General features: G+C 68.7%; 17 protein-coding genes. 13 read left to right on the forward strand and 4 right to left on the reverse strand.

Translation table 11 applies throughout. The features are described 5' to 3' along the window. Positions 1-234 precede the first annotated feature (234 nt). From clpS to rdgB, 6 genes are all read left to right on the forward strand, one after another. Positions 235-618 carry an ATP-dependent Clp protease adapter ClpS gene (clpS, locus tag QRN53_RS10260; RefSeq protein WP_285243916.1) on the forward strand — a complete coding sequence of 128 codons (384 nt, stop codon included), beginning with the start codon at positions 235-237 and terminating at the stop codon, positions 616-618. Further along, complete coding sequence (locus tag QRN53_RS10265; RefSeq protein WP_285243917.1) at positions 611-1177, forward strand: DUF2017 domain-containing protein; 567 nt, start codon at positions 611-613, stop codon at positions 1175-1177. Before clpS ends, QRN53_RS10265 begins: the two co-directional genes overlap by 8 nt. 105 nt (positions 1178-1282) lie before the next feature. Continuing rightward, on the forward strand, positions 1283-2311 hold the full coding sequence (murI, locus tag QRN53_RS10270) for a glutamate racemase (protein ID WP_285243918.1): 1029 nt from the start codon (positions 1283-1285) through the stop codon (positions 2309-2311). Continuing rightward, positions 2308-3105: an MBL fold metallo-hydrolase gene (locus QRN53_RS10275; protein WP_285243919.1), complete on the forward strand. Its 798-nt coding sequence runs from the start codon at positions 2308-2310 to the stop codon at positions 3103-3105. Before murI ends, QRN53_RS10275 begins: the two co-directional genes overlap by 4 nt. Positions 3106-3134: 29 nt before the next feature. Then, complete coding sequence (gene rph / locus QRN53_RS10280) at positions 3135-3893, forward strand: ribonuclease PH (RefSeq protein WP_285243920.1); 759 nt, start codon at positions 3135-3137, stop codon at positions 3891-3893. A gap of 14 nt (positions 3894-3907) precedes the next feature. Beyond that, positions 3908-4537, forward strand: a complete 630-nt coding sequence (rdgB, locus tag QRN53_RS10285) for an RdgB/HAM1 family non-canonical purine NTP pyrophosphatase (protein WP_285244031.1) — start codon at positions 3908-3910, stop codon at positions 4535-4537. A gap of 69 nt (positions 4538-4606) precedes the next feature. Here the strand turns inward: rdgB and QRN53_RS10290 are convergent, their stop codons facing one another. Next, positions 4607-5401, reverse strand: a complete 795-nt coding sequence (locus QRN53_RS10290) for a DedA family protein (protein WP_285244032.1) — start codon at positions 5399-5401, stop codon at positions 4607-4609. A gap of 83 nt (positions 5402-5484) precedes the next feature. Between QRN53_RS10290 and QRN53_RS10295 the strand changes: the two genes are divergently transcribed. After that, positions 5485-6552, forward strand: coding sequence for a 3'-5' exonuclease (locus tag QRN53_RS10295; protein ID WP_285243921.1), 1068 nt, complete (start codon positions 5485-5487; stop codon positions 6550-6552). 79 nt (positions 6553-6631) lie between these two features. After that, complete coding sequence (locus QRN53_RS10300; RefSeq protein ID WP_285243922.1) at positions 6632-7111, forward strand: DUF4395 domain-containing protein; 480 nt, start codon at positions 6632-6634, stop codon at positions 7109-7111. Here the strand turns inward: QRN53_RS10300 and QRN53_RS10305 are convergent. Then, complete coding sequence (locus QRN53_RS10305) at positions 7092-8171, reverse strand: ADP-ribosylglycohydrolase family protein (protein ID WP_285243923.1); 1080 nt, start codon at positions 8169-8171, stop codon at positions 7092-7094. The genes QRN53_RS10300 and QRN53_RS10305 overlap by 20 nt on opposite strands. 212 nt (positions 8172-8383) lie before the next feature. Here QRN53_RS10305 and QRN53_RS10310 point away from each other — a divergent pair, with 212 nt between their 5' ends. The 4 genes from QRN53_RS10310 (at position 8384) to QRN53_RS10325 (ending at position 15176) form a co-directional block, all read left to right on the forward strand. Further along, positions 8384-9409, forward strand: a complete 1026-nt coding sequence (locus QRN53_RS10310) for an MIP/aquaporin family protein (RefSeq protein WP_285243924.1) — start codon at positions 8384-8386, stop codon at positions 9407-9409. A 57-nt stretch (positions 9410-9466) separates the two neighbouring features. Further along, positions 9467-10645: an exonuclease SbcCD subunit D gene (locus QRN53_RS10315; RefSeq protein WP_285243925.1), complete on the forward strand. Its 1179-nt coding sequence runs from the start codon at positions 9467-9469 to the stop codon at positions 10643-10645. Continuing rightward, positions 10642-13746: an AAA family ATPase gene (locus tag QRN53_RS10320; RefSeq protein ID WP_285243926.1), complete on the forward strand. Its 3105-nt coding sequence runs from the start codon at positions 10642-10644 to the stop codon at positions 13744-13746. The genes QRN53_RS10315 and QRN53_RS10320 overlap by 4 nt, the downstream gene beginning before the upstream one ends. Positions 13747-13829: 83 nt before the next feature. Then, positions 13830-15176 (forward strand): MFS transporter, encoded by a 1347-nt coding sequence (locus tag QRN53_RS10325; RefSeq protein ID WP_285243927.1) that lies wholly within the window; start codon positions 13830-13832, stop codon positions 15174-15176. A 30-nt stretch (positions 15177-15206) separates the two neighbouring features. Here QRN53_RS10325 and QRN53_RS10330 read toward each other — a convergent pair whose 3' ends face one another. After that, positions 15207-15941 (reverse strand): IclR family transcriptional regulator, encoded by a 735-nt coding sequence (locus QRN53_RS10330; protein WP_285243928.1) that lies wholly within the window; start codon positions 15939-15941, stop codon positions 15207-15209. 256 nt (positions 15942-16197) lie between these two features. Here QRN53_RS10330 and QRN53_RS10335 point away from each other — a divergent pair, with 256 nt between their 5' ends. Beyond that, on the forward strand, positions 16198-17532 hold the full coding sequence (locus tag QRN53_RS10335; protein ID WP_285243929.1) for an MFS transporter: 1335 nt from the start codon (positions 16198-16200) through the stop codon (positions 17530-17532). Positions 17533-17560: 28 nt separating this feature from the next. On the opposite strand, the gene QRN53_RS10340 is transcribed toward QRN53_RS10335, so the two are convergent. After that, positions 17561-18265, reverse strand: a complete 705-nt coding sequence (locus tag QRN53_RS10340) for a phosphoribosyltransferase (protein ID WP_285243930.1) — start codon at positions 18263-18265, stop codon at positions 17561-17563. Between the last annotated feature and the right edge of the window lie 47 nt (positions 18266-18312).

The following is an 18312-nucleotide window of genomic DNA, read 5'->3' on the forward strand; positions in this document are numbered from 1 at the left end:
CCGCTTCGCCGCGGGGCCCTCGCCGGCGTGGCCCCACCCACCGGCTCCCTCGTCTCGCTCCGCTTCGCCGCGGGGCCCTCGCCGGCGTGGCCCCACCCACCGGCTCCCTCGTCTTGCTTCGCTTCGCCGCGGGGCCCTCGCCGGCGTGGCCCCACCCACCGGCTCCCTCGTCTTGCTTCGCTTCGCCGCGGGGCCCTCGCCGGCACGAGTCCAACCCCCACATAGAATGGACAGATGACCATAAGCGTTGCGCCCGGCCCCGATACACGGGAGGGCGTCCGGACCGGCACAGCGGAGTCCACCGACTCCCTCATCGCTCCGGACATCCCCTGGAACCTGGTGATCTGGAACGATCCCGTCAATCTCATGAGCTACGTGAGCTACGTCTTCCAAAGCTACTTCGGCTACTCCGAGACCAAGGCCAACAAGCTCATGATGGAGGTCCACAAGAAGGGCCGCTCGATCGTCGCCGCAGGCAGCAAGGAACAGGTGGAACGCCACGCGGTGGCCATGCACGGGTTCGGGCTGTGGGCCACGGTGGAAAAGGCCAGCGGCGGCCACGGCGGCAAAGCCGGGAAGTCCGGCGGTCCGGGCCAGGGTAAGGGGAAGCGTGGCTAAGGCATTCAAATACGGCCTCAAGGGCATCACCGGGTTCCTGGAACCTGCCGAACGGGACCTGCTGCGCAGCCTGATCGATGATGTCATCTCCATGCTCCAGCCGGAGGAACGCGACGGACAGGATCCGCTGGCTGCCCTCATTGGCCTGGACATGGACGTTGCCGAACCTACGGACCGCGCGGTCAAGCGGCTCCTTCCCAACATCTCGAAGAACGACGACGCCGCGTCCCTGGAGTTCCGCCAGCTCACCGAGCGCTCGCTGCGGGAAACAAAGATCGGCGCGCTCCGTGCGGCGGCGTTGGACCTGGACAAGGACGAGATCGTCCTGACGCCGGAGGGGGCCAAGTACTGGTCCATGGCGCTCAATGACGTCCGGCTCGTCCTGGCAGAGCGGCTGGACATCCGGGACGAGGCCGACGCCGAACACGTCCACCGCATGCAGGACTGGTCCCAGGCCGAGGATGTGGAAAGCTACCTGGCGCTGGTTTACAACTTCACCACCTGGCTTCAAGAGTCCGTGGTCCAGGCCATGCTGCAGTCCCTGGAAACCCGCCGGTGAGCTGCGGCGGCCAGGGGGAGGCCGTTGGTTGTGACACATTCGACATGAGTCGCTGGACACAAGATGATGGCTGAGCCTTCCGGGAAGACCTATCCTCGAATAATCATGACAACAGCCTCGAGCACGGACCCGACGTTGGACGCGCAGCCTGCCGGCGCCGGCGACCTCCCGGCCGCCGCACCGGAAACCCGGCCCATCGGCGTCTTCGACTCCGGTGTTGGCGGACTCACCGTGGCCCGCTCCATCATTGACCAGCTGCCCAACGAATCGATCCTCTACGTCGGCGATACCGCCCACGGACCGTACGGTCCGCTGCCCATCGCCGAGGTGCGCGCCAACGCCCTGGGCGTGATGGACGAACTGGTGGACTCCGGTGTCAAGCTGCTCACCATCGCCTGCAACTCGGCGTCGGCCGCGGTCCTTCGGGACGCCCGCGAGCGGTACACCGCCAAATACGGCATCCCAGTCATTGAGGTCATCCAGCCTGCAGTGCGGCGCGCCGTCGCCGCCACCCGCAGCGGGAAAGTCGGAGTGATCGGCACCTCCGCCACGGTGGGCTCGCGCGCGTACGAGGACACCTTCGCCGCCGCGCCGGACCTGGACATCACGTCCGTGGCATGCCCCGAATTCGTCAGCTATGTCGAGGCCGGCATCACCACCGGGCCCGCGCTCTTGGCCGTCGCAGAGGAATACCTGGCGCCCCTCAAGGCCGCCGGGGTGGACACGGTGGTTTTGGGCTGCACGCACTATCCGCTGCTGACCGGCGTCATCTCCTACGTGATGGGCGCGGACGTCACCCTGGTTTCCAGCGCCGAGGAGACGGCCAAGGACGTCTACCGCGCGCTGGCCACCCACAACCTGCAGCGCCCGTCCGGCACCCCGCCCGAGCACCACTTCGTGGCCACCGGCGATGCCGGCCAGTTCGAGGCGCTGGCGCGGAGGTTCCTGGGCCCCGAGGTGCTCTCGGTCCGGCACGTGGACCACGTCGCCGCGCAATACCCCACCGGCAGCCTGGCCCGCATCACGCCGGAAATGATCGCCGCCGCCCAGGCCGCGCGGGGACGCCCCCGGATCTCCAATTTCGTGGGCGGCGGACTCGCCGACGCCGGCCGAGCCGGAGGACCCCGCCTGTGAAGCTGACCATCGTGGGGTGCACGGGTTCCTTCCCCGGGCCCGGCTCCCCGGCGTCGTGCTACCTGCTGACCGCCACCGACGGCGACCGGACCTGGAAGGTGGTGATGGACCTCGGCAGCGGTGCGCTGGGCGCCATCCAGCGGTACACCGACCTGGAGGACATCGACGCCATCTTCCTCACCCACCTGCACCCGGACCACTGCATGGACCTGTGCGGGCTGCACGTCGCCATCCGCTGGAAGCCCGGCGGCTGGGGCCGCGGCCGCATCCCGGTCTGGGGCCCGGCCGCGACGGCCAACCGGATGGCCACCGCCTACGGCCTGGACCCGGATCCCGGCATGAATGAAGAATTCGACTTCAGCAACTGGACCGAACGCGAACCCGTGACCGTGGGGCCGTTTACCGTCACGCCCTTCGCCGTCAACCACCCCATCGAGGAGGCCTATGCACTGCGGGTGGAGGTGGTGGAACCCGGTAAAGACGGCGTCCCCGTCACCCGGACGCTGACGTATTCCGGCGACACCGACTCCTGTGCCGGGCTTGAGGAAGCCGCCAAGGACGCGGACCTCTTCCTGTGTGAGGCGGCCTTCGAAGAGGGCCGCGACGACGGCATCAAGGACGTGCACCTGACCGGAAAGCGGGCGGGGGAGACCGCAGCCGTTGCCGGGGCCCGCCGGCTCCTGCTGACCCACATTCCGGTATGGACATCGCCCACCACCGTCATGTCCGAGGCCCGGCCGGTTTTTCCCGGCGATGTGGCCGTGGCCGTGGCCGGTGTCCACTACACGATCTAGCGGCGGGCCGCACTCGATAAGCTAAAGGCATGACATCTGAAGCAACTGCAGTGCCCATCGTGCGCGCCGACGGCCGTGCCCCCGACCAGCTCCGGCCCATCAGCATTACCCGCGGATGGTCCAACCAGGCTGAGGGATCGGCACTGATCGAGTTCGGCAACACCCGGGTGCTGTGCACGGCCTCCCTGACTGCCGGCGTTCCCCGCTGGCTCAAAGGCGAAGGCCGCGGCTGGGTCACCGCCGAGTACGCCATGCTGCCCCGCGCAACCAACACGCGCTCGGACCGGGAATCGGTCAAGGGCAAGATCGGCGGCCGCACCCACGAAATCTCGCGCTTGATCGGGCGTTCGCTGCGCTCCATCATCGACACCAAAGCGCTGGGCGAGAACACCATCGTGCTGGACTGCGACGTGCTGCAGGCCGACGGCGGGACACGCACCGCCGCGATCACCGGGGCCTACGTGGCGCTGGCGGACGCCATCCGGTTCGCCCGCGACACCAAGCTGATCACCAAGAACGCCCAGCCCCTCCTCGACACCATTGCCGCCGTCTCGGTCGGTATTATCGACGGCGTTCCCATGCTGGACCTGCCGTACGTGGAGGACGTGCGGGCCGAAACCGACATGAACGTCGTGGTCACCGGCTCCGGCAAGTTCGTCGAGGTCCAAGGCACCGCCGAAGGCGCCCCGTTTGACCGGGAGGAGCTGAACCAGCTCCTGGACCTGGCCCTGCTGGGCACCACGCAGCTGGCCGCCATCCAGCGCGAAACCCTGGCGGACGCCCTGTGAGTGCACCCGCACCCATGCTCGTGCTCGCTACGCACAACGCCGGGAAATTGCGTGAACTCCGTGAACTGCTGCGCGGGCAGGTGCCCGGGCTCGACGTCGACACCCAGGTGGTGGATGCGGCGGCGGCAGGTGCGCCGGACGTCGTCGAAACCGGCGTGACCTTCGCCGAGAATTCGCTGCTGAAGGCCCGGGCGGTGGCCGGGGCCACCGGCCTGGTGGCCATTGCCGACGATTCCGGGCTGGCCGTGGATGTCATGGGCGGGGCGCCCGGAATCTTCTCCGCCCGGTGGGCGGGACGGCACGGCGACGACGCCGCCAACCTGAAACTGCTGCTGAACCAGCTGTCCGACGTTCCCGACGAGCATCGCGGCGCGGCGTTCGTCTGTGCGGCCGCCCTGGCGGTCCCCGCCGGCGGTGCCGCAGCGGGCCGCGAAGTGGTGGAGTACGGCCAGCTCGAGGGTATGCTCCTGCGCGAACCCCGCGGAGCCGGCGGCTTTGGCTACGATCCCGTCCTGCAGCCTGCCGGCGAGAACCGCAGCTGCGCCGAACTGTCCGCCGATGAAAAGAACGCCATCAGCCACCGCGGCAAGGCTTTCCGTGCCCTGCTTCCCTCCATCGTGGCTGCGTTGGAAGCAACAGACTGACGGAAGCGGCAGAACAGAAGAGGTCCGCACCCCGGCGGGGTGCGGACCTCTTTCGTGTGTGGGGCCGGACTATTCCTGCCGGCCGCCGCGGAACCTGCGCGGCGTCTTCTGCTCGGCCTCCGGTTCGTGCTCTTCGATGAATTCGTCGACGCTGTCGGTGCCGTAGTCCTGCGCCTGGCGCCTCGCCGACATGCCGCGGAGGAGTTCAATGCCGATGGGCACTACCGAGACGAGAACGATGGCGATGAAGATGATGTCCAGGTTGTCCCGGACCCAGGGAACGGTGTCGCCCAGCAGGAATCCGAGCAAGGTCACGCCGCCGCCCCACAGGGCCGCGCCGATGACGTTGTAGATGAAGAACTTGCGCTTGCTCATCTGCGCAACGCCGACAATCACGGGGACAAAGGTCCGGATGATGGGAACGAAGCGGGCCAGGATGAGCGCCTTGCCGCCGTGCTTTTCGAAGAATGCGTGGGCGCTCTCGATGTTCTCGCGTTTGAACAGTTTGGAGTCGGGCCTGTTGAAGATGGCCGGCCCCGCCTTGGAGCCGATCAGGTAGCCGGCCTGGTTTCCAATGATCGCGGACACCACGATCAACGCGGCGAACGCGAAGATGTTGAATTTGATGGTGCCCGTGGCCACCAGCAGGCCCGCCGTGAACAGCATGGAATCGCCGGGCAGGAAGAAACCGATGAGCAGGCCGGTCTCGGCGAAGATGATGCCGCACACCAGCAGGACTACCCACGGGGCGAGCGCCGGATCGGCCAGGAAGACCTGGGGGTTCAGCCAGTCGGGCAGGAAGGAAGCCATGGGCGGCTGCACCGGACCCGCGCCGCCCAGCATGGACACAGCGAGGTGGTTCATCACAGGAAAGTTCACCCCCCAAGCGTACTGGACGGGCCTGTCTTTCCCGGGCCCGGGCGGCCGGCGGCGGTAAGGTGGGGGCCGTGGGTTTGGACTTTACGGCGATCGACTTCGAAACAGCCAACGGCTTCCGGGGCTCCCCGTGCTCCGTGGGCCTGACGAAGGTAAGGGGCGGGAAAATTGTTGCCGAGGCCTCCTGGCTGATGAAGCCACCGGCCGGCTACGACCACTTTGACCACCACAACGTCCGGATCCACGGAATCACCCCTGCCGACGTCGCGGTGCAGCCGCGATTCGGTGACCTGTTCCCGGAAATCGGGGCGTTTATCGGCGAGGACATTCTGGTCGCCCACAATGCGGCGTTCGACCTCGGCGTGATCCGTTCCGCGCTCGAAGTCTCCGGGCTGCCCGGGCCGGCCTACGACTACGTCTGCACGGTGATGTTGTCGCGCCGCTGCTACTCGCTGGTCTCCAACTCCCTTCCCTTTGCCGCGGAGGAAGCGGGTGTGCCGCTGGTGAACCACCACGACGCCGCGGAGGATGCCCGCGCCTGCGCCGGGATCCTCATCGACATCGCCGCCCGCAACGGTGCAAACAGTATCGCCGAACTGTATCTCTCCCTGGGCCTGGCCATGTCGCGGCAGCAGGCGTTTGATCCGGCCGCGGGTGAATTGTCGAAGCCCAGCCTGGCGGCCATGTCCGGCGCCTCCGGCAACGGCGCGGCGCTGGTGCGCCGTTTCCAGTCCGGCTGGCCGGAGGAAGGGATCAATCCCGAACCCAACGCCGACGCCGAGCCCGGCCACCCGCTGTACGGCCAGACTGTCGTGTTCACCGGACAGCTCTCCATCGGCCGCCCGGACGCCAAGCTCCGCTCGGCGCACCACGGTGCCCGCACCGAAAGCCGGGTGACCGGCCGCACCACCGTCCTGGTGGTGGGGGACGGCTTCGTGGCCTCGGACCTGCGCTCGGGACGGCTGACCGGGAAGGCGCGGCGCGTCCTGGAACTCCATGAGCGCGGACAGGCCATCGAGGTGTTGTCCGAAGGCGAGTTCCTGCAAATGGTGGGCAGTGCGGCTGTGCCTTCCACCGAACCCCGGCCCTTCACCGCACCGGCCGGCAGGGCTGCCTTCGCGCCCGCCGTCAATGCCTGAGGCGGCCCCGCAGGCCCTGTCCGGTTAATCCGGCGCAACAAATCTTGGCCGGCGGGCCCGACGCTCTTAGCCTTGCGTGATGAGCTCCTTGTTCGCCTTCCCCAACCCCGTCAACGAGTACGCGGCCCGCACCACGGCAGCCCTGGTGGTCTTGCTCGCTGTGGTTACCGCCGTGACCGGTTCTCTGTGGGGCCTGGTTGCCATCGCCGTCGGGTTCTGGCTCCGCCTCCTCTTTGGCCCGCGGATCTCACCCTTGGCGGTCCTCTCCGTTAAGGTCATCACCCCGCGGCTGGGAAAGGTGAAGCTCGTTCCCGGCCCGCCGAAGCGCTTTGCCCAGGGCATCGGCGCCGCCGTGTCCACCACCGCGCTGTTGCTGCTCGCGTCCGGCATGGGGCTGGCAGCCTGGCTGCTGCTGGGGATTCTGGTGGTGGCGGCATCGCTCGAGGCTTTTGCCGGATTCTGCCTTGGCTGCACGATTTTCGGCTTCCTGCAGCGCCGCGGCGTCATCCCGGAAGACGTTTGCGAGGCCTGCAACAACATCAGCCTTCGCCGGTCGTGACCCGCACCAGCTGATCCGCCATCCCGCGGACCACGTCATGGCCTTCCAGGGCTGCGAGCCAGGGTGCGGGCAGGCAGTCCTCTCCGTAGCAGGCGCCAAGGATGTTGCCCGCCAGGGACCCGGCGGTGTCGCTGCCACCGCTGTGATTCACCGCCACAGCCATGGCGTCCCGGAAGTGCTGCTCCGGCAGCACCCCCGCCGCGTCAGCCGGAAGCGTCGCGAGGACGGCGTAAAGTGCGACGGCGAGTGCCTCCTCCGCGAGCCAGCCTCCGCCCAGCGCCGGGATCAGTTCCTCGGGTGGAACGCCCGCGGTGTCCGCGAGCCGCAGGGCAGCCCCAAGCCGGTCGGGCAGCTCCGGTGCCACGTGCGGAAGGGTGGCCGCATGGGCGGTCACGGCGGCGGCGGCTTCCCGCAGGTCCTCTCCGGCGACCAGCCGGTGGATCAGGAGGCTGAAGACACCGGAGCTCTGGCGTGCTGCCGGGTGGCCGTGCGTCAGTGACGCGGCATCGGAGCTCAGCTTGTAGGCGGCCTCGGGCGAGATATGCGGGATCAGCCCGAACGGCGCTGAGCGCATCACCGTGCCGGTACCTTTCGAGTCCGGGTTGACGGGGCGCACCGAGGTTCCCATCTCCCCGGTGGCCAGTGCGCTGATGCAGTCCTGCTCAGGGTGCCGACGCTGCCGCAGCACTTCATTGCCGTCGATCCAGCGGGGCTGGGGAGCCGGTGCGGACGGCCCCGCGTCAGTGCCCTGGGTGGCCAGCCAGCGCAGGTAGGCCAGCCATACACACGCATTTACGTCCGCGCCCACGCCGGAGTTGGCCCACTCCAGAGCCTCCACCAGCCCGTCCACGGTGTACAGGGTCAATTGCGTGTCGTCAGAGAAGTGGCAGGGGCCGGAGAGGTCTTCAAAGCCCGTCAGGCCGCGGGCACCGAACCGCCGGCGGATCTCCTCGATGGAATCGAACTCCACGGCGTAGCCCAGCGCATCGCCCAGCGCCCCGCCCAGGAGGGAGCCATGGATCCGGGATTTGGGAGTGGGGGTGGCGTGGTCGATGCTCATGGAGACAAATTTACCGTCCGGACGCGCCCGGCCCGGTTGCGGCGGCGGCCTGCTCGGGGAAGGCGGGGCAAGACGGGTGCGGACAGCAGGTGTCCAGCAAACGCCCAGCCTGGGCTGGAATACTGCTCGGGTTGCCTGGCGCTGCCCGCCGGACCTGCCGGCCGGGGCGGCTCGGAAACCCAACAGAGCACCCGACGAGCAAAGGTCCCACCATGAGCACCCCTGTCCCAGCCCGCGACGCACTGCAGCCCGGCGGCGCGGATCCCGCCCGCAGCGGACTGATGCCCCGCCTGGCAGCGGAGGCGTTTGGCAGCCTCTTCCTTGCGGTAGTCGGGCTGGGCGTACCGCTGTTCAGCATCCCGCAGTCCAGCCCCATGCCCGCCGCCTTGGCTGCCGGCCTCGCTGTCACGGCCGCCATGCTCGCCTTCGGGCATATCTCCGGTGGCCACTTCAACCCGGCCATCACCCTGGGGCACCTCCTGGCCGGACGGATCCGGGCGGGGGCGGCGGCAGCATACGCCGCTGCCCAGGTCGTGGGATCCCTGGTGGGTGCCGTTGCCCTGTTTGGAATCCTGCGCACGCTGCCCGGCATTCCCGACAGCCGCACCGCCTTCGATACGGTGGCCGCCGGCTTTGGCGAACATTCCATCATCCAGGCGCCCCTTGCCGCAGTGGTGCTCCTGGAACTGCTGGGAGCCGCAATCGTCGTGGCCATCGTCCTGGGCGCTTCCGGCCGCGACAACGGCGGCCTGCAGGGCAATGCCGGCACGGACACCGGCAGCCGGACGGTGGCTGCCGTTGCCGTGGGCCTGTCCTTCGCAGCGCTTCTCCAGGTAGGCCAGTCCGTTGGAAACCTGCCGTTCAACCCGGCCCGGGCTCTCGCCGCGGCCGTTTTCAGCTCCGGCGCGGCCTTGGGACAGGTATGGATCTTCCTGGTGGCTCCGCTGGCCGGCGCGGCCATCGCAGGCCTGGTGTTCCGGATTTCAGGCACGGCCGACGCCACCCAGAGCGCCGCAGCGGCGGACGACGCCGCGCAGGACCCGGACGCCGCGGGCGCGGAAGCAGCCGGGACCGCCGGACCGGGGGCTGGGGCATCGGCGGTCCAGGCCGGGGATGACGACGCCGGTGAGCCTTCGGAAGCGGAACCGCACCTCCCTGAGGCCCCTGGCGCCGCACCGGACAAGCAGGCGGGCAACGTCAGCGAGGCCCAGGAGTTTTTCGAGGGCAAGCGATCCTGAGCGGTCCGCGCCGCGGCGTTTTCCGCCACTGTCAGTGGCTGCCGATAGCGTAGGAATATGCGGTTACTTCATACCTCGGACTGGCACCTGGGCCGATCCTTCCACGGCGTTGGCATGCTGGATGCCCAGCGGGCCTTCGTCGACCAGCTGGTGGCAATGGTGGAACGGGCGGGCATCGACGTCGTCCTGATCGCCGGCGACGTCTATGACCGGGCACTGCCCGGGGTGGACGTCGTACACCTGCTCGATGACGCCTTGGTCAGGCTCACCTCCGCCGGGGCCAAGGTGGTCCTCACCAGTGGCAACCACGATTCCGCGATCCGGCTGGGTTTCGCCTCCCGGCTGCTGGAACGCGGGGGAGTCCACGTTCGCACCAAGGTGTCCGAGCTCGACGAACCGCTGCTGCTGCCGCTCGGCACGGACGCCGCCGGAGACGAAGCAATCCTGGCCCTGTACGGCATTCCCTGGCTTGAGCCCCGGCTCGTTGCCGACCAACTGGGCGTGGAGACTGCAAGCCACTTCGAGGTGACCCGGGCAGCCACCGGCCGTATCCGGGCCGATATCGCACGGCGGACCGGTGGCGCCACCATCCATTCGGTAGTGCTGGCCCACACTTTCGCCAGCGGCGGCATCAGCTCTGACAGCGAACGGGACCTCAGCATCGGCGGCGTGGGTGCCGTTCCCCTGGACCTGTTCGACGGATTCAGCTACACCGCACTTGGGCACCTTCACGGACGGCAGGCGCTGTCTGACCGCGTCCGCTATTCGGGGTCCCCGCTGGCCTACTCCTTCTCCGAAGCCACGCACCGAAAAGGTGCCTGGCTCGTGGACCTGGGGCCGGACGGAGTCACGTCGGTGCAGGAGGTCGTGTGGGATGCCCCGCGAACCCTTGCCGTGCTGCGCGGCACCCTGGACGAACTCCTTGAAGATCCCGGGCATGCCGGGGCCGAAGCCGCCTATTGCCAGGTCACCCTTACCGATGCCCAGCGTCCCTTGCGGGCGATGGACCGACTCCGCGCACGGTTCCCTGGCACCCTGGTCCTGGCCTTCGACCCACAGGGCGGGAGTGACACGGCCCAGGCCAGCTACAGCAGCAGGCTCGCAGACGCCCCGGACGACCTCGCGGTGTGCTGCGGCTTCCTGGAACATGTGCGTGGACGCAGCGCTGACCAGGTCGAGAAGGCGGCGCTCGCCGCCGCCTTGGAAAATGTCCGGCTGCTGGAGGCCTCGCGGTGAGGATCCATCATCTTCGCATCTCCGGCTTCGGCCCGTTCGCCGGAACCGAATCCATCGATTTCGACCGCCTCAGCGCGCACGGTCTGTTCCTGCTGAACGGTCCCACGGGCGCCGGCAAGACCAGCGTCCTCGATGCCATCTGCTTTGCCCTCTACGGATCCGTTCCCGGTGCCCGGCAGGACGGCAAACGGCTCCGAAGCGACCATGCGGAGCCAGGCCAGGAACCGGCCGTTACCTGTGAGTTCTCGGCCCAAGGCCGCCATTTCGAGGTGACCCGTTCGCCCGCATGGGACAAGCCCAGTGCACGCGGGAGGAACGGCTTCACCACCCAGCAGGCCAAAACACTGCTCCGTGAACGGGTCGGCGGGACCTGGGTGGAAAAATCTGCCCGGAATGACGAAGCAGGCGCCGAGATCATGGCTTTGCTGGGCATGGACCGTGAGCAGTTCACCCGGGTGGTCATGCTGCCGCAGGGCGATTTCGCTGCCTTCCTCAGGTCCAAGGCTGCCGACCGCCTTGACCTGCTGCAGAGGCTTTTCGGGACGCAGCGGTTTGAAGCGCTCGAACAGGAGCTGTCCCGGCAGGCCGCCGCGGCCAAGGAGGACGTCGCGGCCCTGGACGGGCAGCTGGGCATCCTTGCTGCGCGCGCCGAAGCCGAGACCGTCCCGCTCCAGCTTTCGCAGGACGGGTCCCCGGCGGCGGAAGATGCCCCCGGCCGGCTTGTCTGGTTGCAGGCTGCTGTTGCGGCGCGCCTGGCGGAGCTCACGGACCACGCTGCGAAGGCGGCCTCCCTCAGCCAGGACCGCCGCGGTGAAGTGGAGCGGGAAACCGCGCGGCACGAGCGGGCCCGGAAACTCCAGGCCGCCACCGCGCGGCAGCAGGCCGTGACGGACGGCGCACCCCGGTACGAAGAACTTGCCGCCCGGCTCGGCCGGCACCGCGACGCCGAGGTCCTCCAGGGGCAGCTGCAGGCAGTGGACGCCGCGGCCGGCAAGGTTCGCAGCGCCCAGGCCGCCGCTGAGTCCGCCATGACCCTCCTGAGGATGGCTGCAGCGGACGGTGCCGAACTCTCCCGGCTCGGCTTCGGCGAGGCAGAAGCTGCCGCCGCCGGGCCGGGCCAGGCCGGCCGTGCCGGGACCGGCGCCGCCGCGGGGGAAATTGTGCCCGGAGCCGCGGCGGAGCTGGGCCGGCTCCGCTCGCTCCTGGCCGTCGTCGAGGCGCGGCTGCCGGATGAGCAGAGGCTGCAGGACCTGCGGGGGCGGCACCGCAGCCTGGCCGGCAGGCAGGACGAACTCAGGCTCCAGGTGGAGACACTGCGAAGCCGGGCATCGCAGCTGCTGGCGGACCGGGGACTGCTGGCAGGAACCTTGGACCAGCTGGAGTCCCGCGCTGCCGAAGCCGCGCTCCGCCGCAAGGAAGCAAATGCGGCCGCGGAACTGCTCGACGTGGTCCAGCGGTACGTGGCGGCCGTGGAGGTCCGGGACCTCGTCAACGCCAGCTGTGAAGAGTCGCGGGAAAACCTGCTGGATGCGAAGGGCCGTTGGCTGGACCTGCGGGAGGCTCGGCTCGCCAATGCCGCATCCGAGCTTGCTGCCCAGCTGGTGTCCGGCCAGCCGTGTCCGGTGTGCGGAAGCGGGGATCATCCGGGGCCGGCAGAATCCGGCACAGGCGGCCCGGCTTTGGCCCAAGCCGAGGAAGACGCCCACGCCGCCTATGAGGCGGCCGAGGCAGCACACGCCACGGCCAGCGCCGAACGTGCCGAGGCCGACCAAGCGGTGGCCGTGCTCGCCGGACAGGGCGGCACCACCCCCGTGGCCGAGGCTCGCGCAATGGCTGGGGAGGCGCTGGCTGCGGCAGGGGCTGCCGAGCAGGCAGCGGAGGAGCTCCAGGAAAAGCGGCAACGGCTGGACGCACTCGATGCCGGCATCGAACAAGCCCGCGCAGCGCTGTCGGACGCGGAGGCTGAGCTGTCCCACACCGCTGTCCTGCTGACCGACCTCGCCGAACAGGCTGACACATTGGACACCGCCCTCGCCGGCCTGCGGGGGGACCACCGGAGCCTGGGCCGGCGGCTGCGGGTGCTCGAGGACGCCGTGGCGGTGCTGGACAAAGCCGTTGAAGCGCAAGCACGGCTGGACACCGCCAGGTCGCAGGCCGCGGAAGCGCAGGAGAACCTTGAGCTGGCCCTCCCGGGGGCGGGTTTCGCCGCAGCCGGCGACGTCCGCAGCCAACTCCTGGAAGCCGCGGACGTGGCAGCGCTGGAAGCTGCCGTCCGCGCTGCCAGGGATGAGGCTGCCCGGGTTGCCGGGCTGTTCGAGTCGGAAGACCTGGTGCTGGCCATGGCTGAAGCCGCGGACGGCTTTGCAGCCGATGATGAACGGCTGGAAGGACTTCGCACCGCAGCTGCCGCCGCGCACCATGATGCACGGGAGGCCGATCTCGCAGCGGGCCTGGCACGCCGGTGCCTGGCATCACTTGCTTCCATTGCAGCGGAATATGAGGACCTGCTGTCTTCGTCCCGGGAGCCAGCAGAGCGGGCACAGATGCTCGCCGGACTCGCCGAAGCCGCAGCCGGCAGGGGCGAAAACACCTACCGGATGAGCCTGAACAGCTATGTCCTGGCCGCCCGGCTGGAACAGGTGGCCCTCGCCGCCTCGGAGCGCCTGGTGGCCATGAGCGATGGCCGCTACCTGCTGCAGCATACCGACGCCAAGGCGGCGCGCGGCGCCAAATCGGGGCTGGGCCTTGAAGTGGTGGACCAATGGACCGGCTATCGCCGCGACACCTCCACGCTCTCCGGCGGTGAATCCTTCATGGCCTCGCTGTCACTTGCCTTGGGCCTGGCGGATGTGGTGCAACAAGAGTCCGGCGGGGTGGAAATCGAGACCCTGTTCGTTGATGAGGGTTTTGGCAGCCTCGACGAACAGTCCCTGGAACAAGTCATGGACGCCTTGGAAGGCCTCCGCGACGGCGGCAGGGTGGTGGGACTGGTCAGCCACGTGGCCGAGATGAAGCAGCGGATCGGCACCCAGCTTCAGGTGCTGAAGAGCCGGAACGGCTCAACCCTGCGGATTTCTGTAAGCATGGACGCGCTCTCCTGAACCCGGCCGCTATACTTGACCGCGTTACCGGGTTGCGCGCATCGGGAGGAGGGACGATGCGCACTGACTGAACGAGCCCGGAATTGACATCGCATACCACCCCTTCAACCTCCCACGACGTCCCGGCCGGCGGCACGGATCCTTCCGCCCGCGAAGACGCTGCCCCGGATTCCGGCGCAACGGCAACAGCAGGCCGCTTCGCGCGCCTCCCCGAACTCGCGGGCACGGCATTCCTCCCGCTGGGACTCTTCGCGCGGCTGCCGCTGGCCATGCTGACCGTCGGCACTCTTACCCTTGTCACCTCCGTCAGCGGCTCCTTTGCCGTTGGCGGGACGGCCGCGGGCGCGGTCGGCATCGGCTCGGCGCTGGGGGCGCCCATGCTAGGGTCGCTGGCCGACAGGCGGGGACAACGCCCCGTGCTGCTGGTATCGGCAGCGCTTAACACGGTAGCTGTGCTGGTACTGCTACTGGCTGCCCTTGCCACGGGAAGGACCGGCGGCTTCCCGCTGGCAGTCCTGGCCGCGGCCTTTGCTGCCGGAGCGACGTGCCCGCAGGTTGGCCCGCTGGCCAGGGTGCGGTGGATGTCGCTGACAGCTGCTGCGGACGGTGCCGGCTCCTCCGCCGTCCTGGCCCAACGAGACCTTGACACCGCCCTCTCCTATGAAAGTACGGCCGACGAAGTCACCTTTGTGCTGGGGCCCGCGCTGGTGGGAATGCTGGCCAGCCTGGTGGCGCCCTGGCTGCCGCTTGCCTTGGCCGCAGCCATGACTATCACGCTGGTCCCCGCCTTCGCCGTCCACCCTACCCACCGGGCCGTGCCGGTCACCCGGCACGTGCGGGGCAGGGCAGGCGCCGGTGCTGCGACATCCCGAAAGTTGCCCGTGGCCGTGGCACTGCCCGTGGTGGCGATGGTCTGCATGGGCACGTTCTTCGGTTCCACCCAGGCAGCCCTCAGTGCCTTCTCCGCGGACCTGGCGGGCACGGAGATCGCGGGATTGCTTTACGCGGTCATGGGTTTGAGCTCCGCTGCCGCTGCGCTCTCGGTTGCCTACTGGCCGCGCAGGGCAGGCCTGGCTCTGCGCTGGGTGCTGTGTGCGGTGCTCATGGCAGCCCTTGCTGTCCTGTTGCTGTTGCCGTCTACCCTGCCCATGATGGCGGCAGTCCTGCTGGTCCTTGGACTTCCGGTGGGACCGGTCATGGTCACCGTGTTTGCTGTTGGCGGCACCCTGGCTCCCGCCGGCCGGCTGGGTACCGTGATGACCGGCCTTGCCAGCGGCATTGTCGCTGGAACGGCGGTCGGCTCAGCCGTTGGCGGCCAGTTGGCCCAGCTCCATGGGGCCGGCGCGGCGTTCCTTGTCCCGGTGTGCGCGGCTGCTGCGCTGGCGCTGCTCGGTGCGGGAGCCGCCGTCGTACTCCGCCGGAGGCGCTGACGCCCGCACCGGTGCCGGCGGGCCGCCGCCTCAGGCCAGCTGGCTCTCGATCCGGGCCGCGCTCTCGGCGATGGCGGTGCCCACGGCATCGGGATCGTGGGCCGACCGGATGTAGACGACGGCAAGGGCGGCCGGCCGCCCGCCGGGAACCCGCACAGGCGCTGCCAGGGAGGAGACGCCGGCAATGACCTCGTCATGGCTGGCGGAGTATCCCTTCCGGCGCGCCTCGGCGGCCTCCGGACGGTAGGGGATCCCGGTCTCCAGCCGGTTCCACTCCGCCTCCGTCAGGGCAGACTGGATGGCGATTCCGGGCGCCCCGGCGTTGATGGGATGCCGGGTACCCGGGTGCTGGGCAACGGTGGCTCCGGAGTGACGCGGCTCCACCGTGACCAGAGTGATGCAGTCGTGGTGGTCCCAGACGGCCACGAACGCCGTCATGTTCAGCGAGTTTGCCAGCTGGGTCAGCTCCGGAAGGGCGGCGCTCTGCAAGTTGCGCGACACGCCGCGGGCCAGGACGGCAAGGCCCGGTCCGGGCTGCACCCGGCCCGCGTCATCACGCACCAGCAGTGAATGGTCCTCCAGGGTACGCAGGATCCGGTAGGCGACGGAGCGGTGCACGCCCATGGCGTCGGCAAGCTCGGCGATGGTCAAGGGTCCCGGCGCGGCCGCCAGGATCTCAAGGGCACGGATACCGCGCGAAAGGGTCTGGGAGGGCGAAGCCTGCGGAACCGCTCCCGTCCGGGCTGCGGCGGCTGGAGGAGTCATGAAGTCCATCCTAGGTGGGCGGCACTGTGATGCCGCGACTCTTGCCTCCACCCACGAACGGCACTCCGTGTCCCCTAAGTGAACATGCAGTTCAGTAGTAGAACCAGGGGCTTCCCCAGCCGTTCACCGCAAATTCCGACCAATTCGTGTTCCGCATCACACCGTCGTAGTACCCTACTAACTAACTGACCGTTCTGTCGGTAATCCTGAAGGCGTCCGGGCAGCACCGCTGCCCCATCAAAACAATGGAGTTTAAATGACCACACCTTCCAAGGTGGACACACCCGCCGGCCCCAGCAGCCGGACCGAGGAGCGCAAGGTCCTCGCAGGCACCCTCGTGGGCACCACCATCGAGTGGTACGACTTCTTCATCTTCGCCCAACTGACAGCAACGCTGCTCTCACCCCTGTTCCTGGCACCACTGAACGAGTCCAATCCGGGCCTGGCACAGATCCTCTCCTTCGCCCTCATCGGCATCAGCTTCCTGTTCCGCCCCCTCGGCGCCGTTATTGCCGGGCACCTCGGTGACCGCCTGGGACGCAAGGCCATGCTGGTCTTCACCCTCGTGATGATGGGTGCAGCCACGGCATTGATCGGCGTGCTGCCCACGTACGCGCAGATCGGCTTCTGGGCTCCGGTCCTGCTGATCCTGCTGCGCGTCATCCAGGGCTTCTCCGCCGGCGGCGAATGGGGCGGCGCAGCCCTGATGGCCGTCGAGCACGCCCCGGTCAGCCGCCGCGGCCTGTTCGGCGCCTACCCGCAGATCGGTGTCCCGGTCGGCATGATCCTCGCCACCGGCCTGCTGTATTTCCTCAACACCGGCATGTCCAAGGAAGACTTCGCCAGCTGGGGCTGGCGGGTGCCGTTCCTGCTCTCCATCGTCCTGATCGTCGTCGGCTACCTGATCCGCCGTGCCGTGGCCGAAAGCCCAGTCTTCCAAGAGATGCAGGAGCGCAAGGAGGAAAGCAAGGCCCCGCTGGGCGAGCTGGTCCGCAAGCACAAAAAGGCCGTCCTCTACTCGACGCTGATCTTCATCGGAAACAACGCCGCCGGCTACCTGCTGATCGCCTTCTTCATCTCCTACGCCACCAAAACCCTGAAGATGCCGACCCCGCAGATCCTCCTGGCCACCACGCTGGCATCCTTCGGCTGGCTGGTCTTCACGCTGGTGGGAGGCTGGCTCTCGGACAAGATCGGCCGGGTCAAGACCTTCCAGATCGGCTACGCGATCGTTTTCGCCTGGATGATCCCGATGTTCGCGCTGATCGACACCAAGGACATCATGCTTTACGGGGTCGCGCTGTTCGTGCTGACCGTCGGCCTCGGCTTGTCCTACGGCCCGATGTCCGCGATGTACGCCGAGATGTTCCCGGCCAACGTCCGCTACTCGGGCATCTCCATCGGCTACGCCTTCGGCGCGATCCTGGGCGGCGCCTTCGCGGCCACCATCGCCGAGGCCCTGCTGCAGGGCACCAAGTGGACCGGCTCGATCGGTATCTACATCATGATCCTCTGCGTCATCTCCGCCGTCGGCGTCGTGCTGGCCAAGGAAACCAAGGGACGGCCGCTGGGCGTCAGCAGCCACCACTAGCGCCACCGCAGAACCGGCACTCCGGTTCTCAGCCCCGCAGGCCCGGACTCCGCTCCGGGCCTGCGCCGTGCGGCAAGGGCTGTTGCTGTGGGTGCAGCAGGGTGATGGCGTCGTCGTCGGTCAGTTGGCCGAAGTGCCGGTAGAAGCTGCCCACGGCCCGGAACTTGCCCGGCAGGTGCAGGCATACGACGGCGTCGCACACGCGCTCCAGCGAGGCTTCGGCATCAACGGAACCCACCGGAGCAGCGGCCACCACGGTAGCGGCACCGCCGGCGCGCACGGCCTCGACGGCGGCCCGCATCGTGGCGCCGGTGGCCAGGCCATCATCCACCAGCAGGACTGTCTTGCCGTCCACGCCCATCAGGGTTCCCGGGTACAAACCGGCCCGGCGCAGGATTTCGGTGCGTTCGCGGTTCTCCACCTCGTCCAGCCGCTCCGGGCTCACGCCGTGCTGGAGGACCCGCTCCAGCAGGGGCTTGTTGATCAGGCGGACAATCCGTCCGTGCGCCCATGCCAGGGCGCCGTAGGCGGTTTCCTCGTAGCCGGGGATTCCCAGCTTCCGCACCAGCACGGCGCCCAGGGGGAGGCGAAGGGCTTGTGCGGTGGCCGCCGCTACCGGGATGCCGCCCCGGGCCAGGCCAAGGACCACGGTGTCCGGCCGCCCATGGAACGCTGAAAGCGCGGCGGCCAGGCGCAACCCGGCCTCCGTGCGGTCCTCAAAGCGCGTGGCCATGTGTCCCTCCCCGGCGGTCAGGCCCGACGTCAACGAAAGCCCGTGGC

The sequence above is a fragment of the Pseudarthrobacter sp. fls2-241-R2A-127 genome, assembly GCF_030209355.1.
GTDB lineage: Bacteria > Actinomycetota > Actinomycetes > Actinomycetales > Micrococcaceae > Arthrobacter.

Excerpts from the sequence above, each read along its gene's own strand:
- clpS (WP_285243916.1), top strand. The coding sequence starts at position 235 with ATGACCATAAGCGTTGCGCCCGGCCCCGATACACGGGAGGGCGTCCGG.
- murI (WP_285243918.1), top strand. The coding sequence starts at position 1,283 with ATGACAACAGCCTCGAGCACGGACCCGACGTTGGACGCGCAGCCTGCC.
- rph (WP_285243920.1), top strand. The coding sequence starts at position 3,135 with ATGACATCTGAAGCAACTGCAGTGCCCATCGTGCGCGCCGACGGCCGT.
- rdgB (WP_285244031.1), top strand. The coding sequence starts at position 3,908 with ATGCTCGTGCTCGCTACGCACAACGCCGGGAAATTGCGTGAACTCCGT.
- QRN53_RS10290 (WP_285244032.1), bottom strand. The coding sequence starts at position 5,401 with ATGAACCACCTCGCTGTGTCCATGCTGGGCGGCGCGGGTCCGGTGCAG.
- QRN53_RS10300 (WP_285243922.1), top strand. The coding sequence starts at position 6,632 with ATGAGCTCCTTGTTCGCCTTCCCCAACCCCGTCAACGAGTACGCGGCC.
- QRN53_RS10305 (WP_285243923.1), bottom strand. The coding sequence starts at position 8,171 with ATGAGCATCGACCACGCCACCCCCACTCCCAAATCCCGGATCCATGGC.
- QRN53_RS10310 (WP_285243924.1), top strand. The coding sequence starts at position 8,384 with ATGAGCACCCCTGTCCCAGCCCGCGACGCACTGCAGCCCGGCGGCGCG.
- QRN53_RS10315 (WP_285243925.1), top strand. The coding sequence starts at position 9,467 with ATGCGGTTACTTCATACCTCGGACTGGCACCTGGGCCGATCCTTCCAC.
- QRN53_RS10330 (WP_285243928.1), bottom strand. The coding sequence starts at position 15,941 with ATGACTCCTCCAGCCGCCGCAGCCCGGACGGGAGCGGTTCCGCAGGCT.
- QRN53_RS10335 (WP_285243929.1), top strand. The coding sequence starts at position 16,198 with ATGACCACACCTTCCAAGGTGGACACACCCGCCGGCCCCAGCAGCCGG.
- QRN53_RS10340 (WP_285243930.1), bottom strand. The coding sequence starts at position 18,265 with ATGGCCACGCGCTTTGAGGACCGCACGGAGGCCGGGTTGCGCCTGGCC.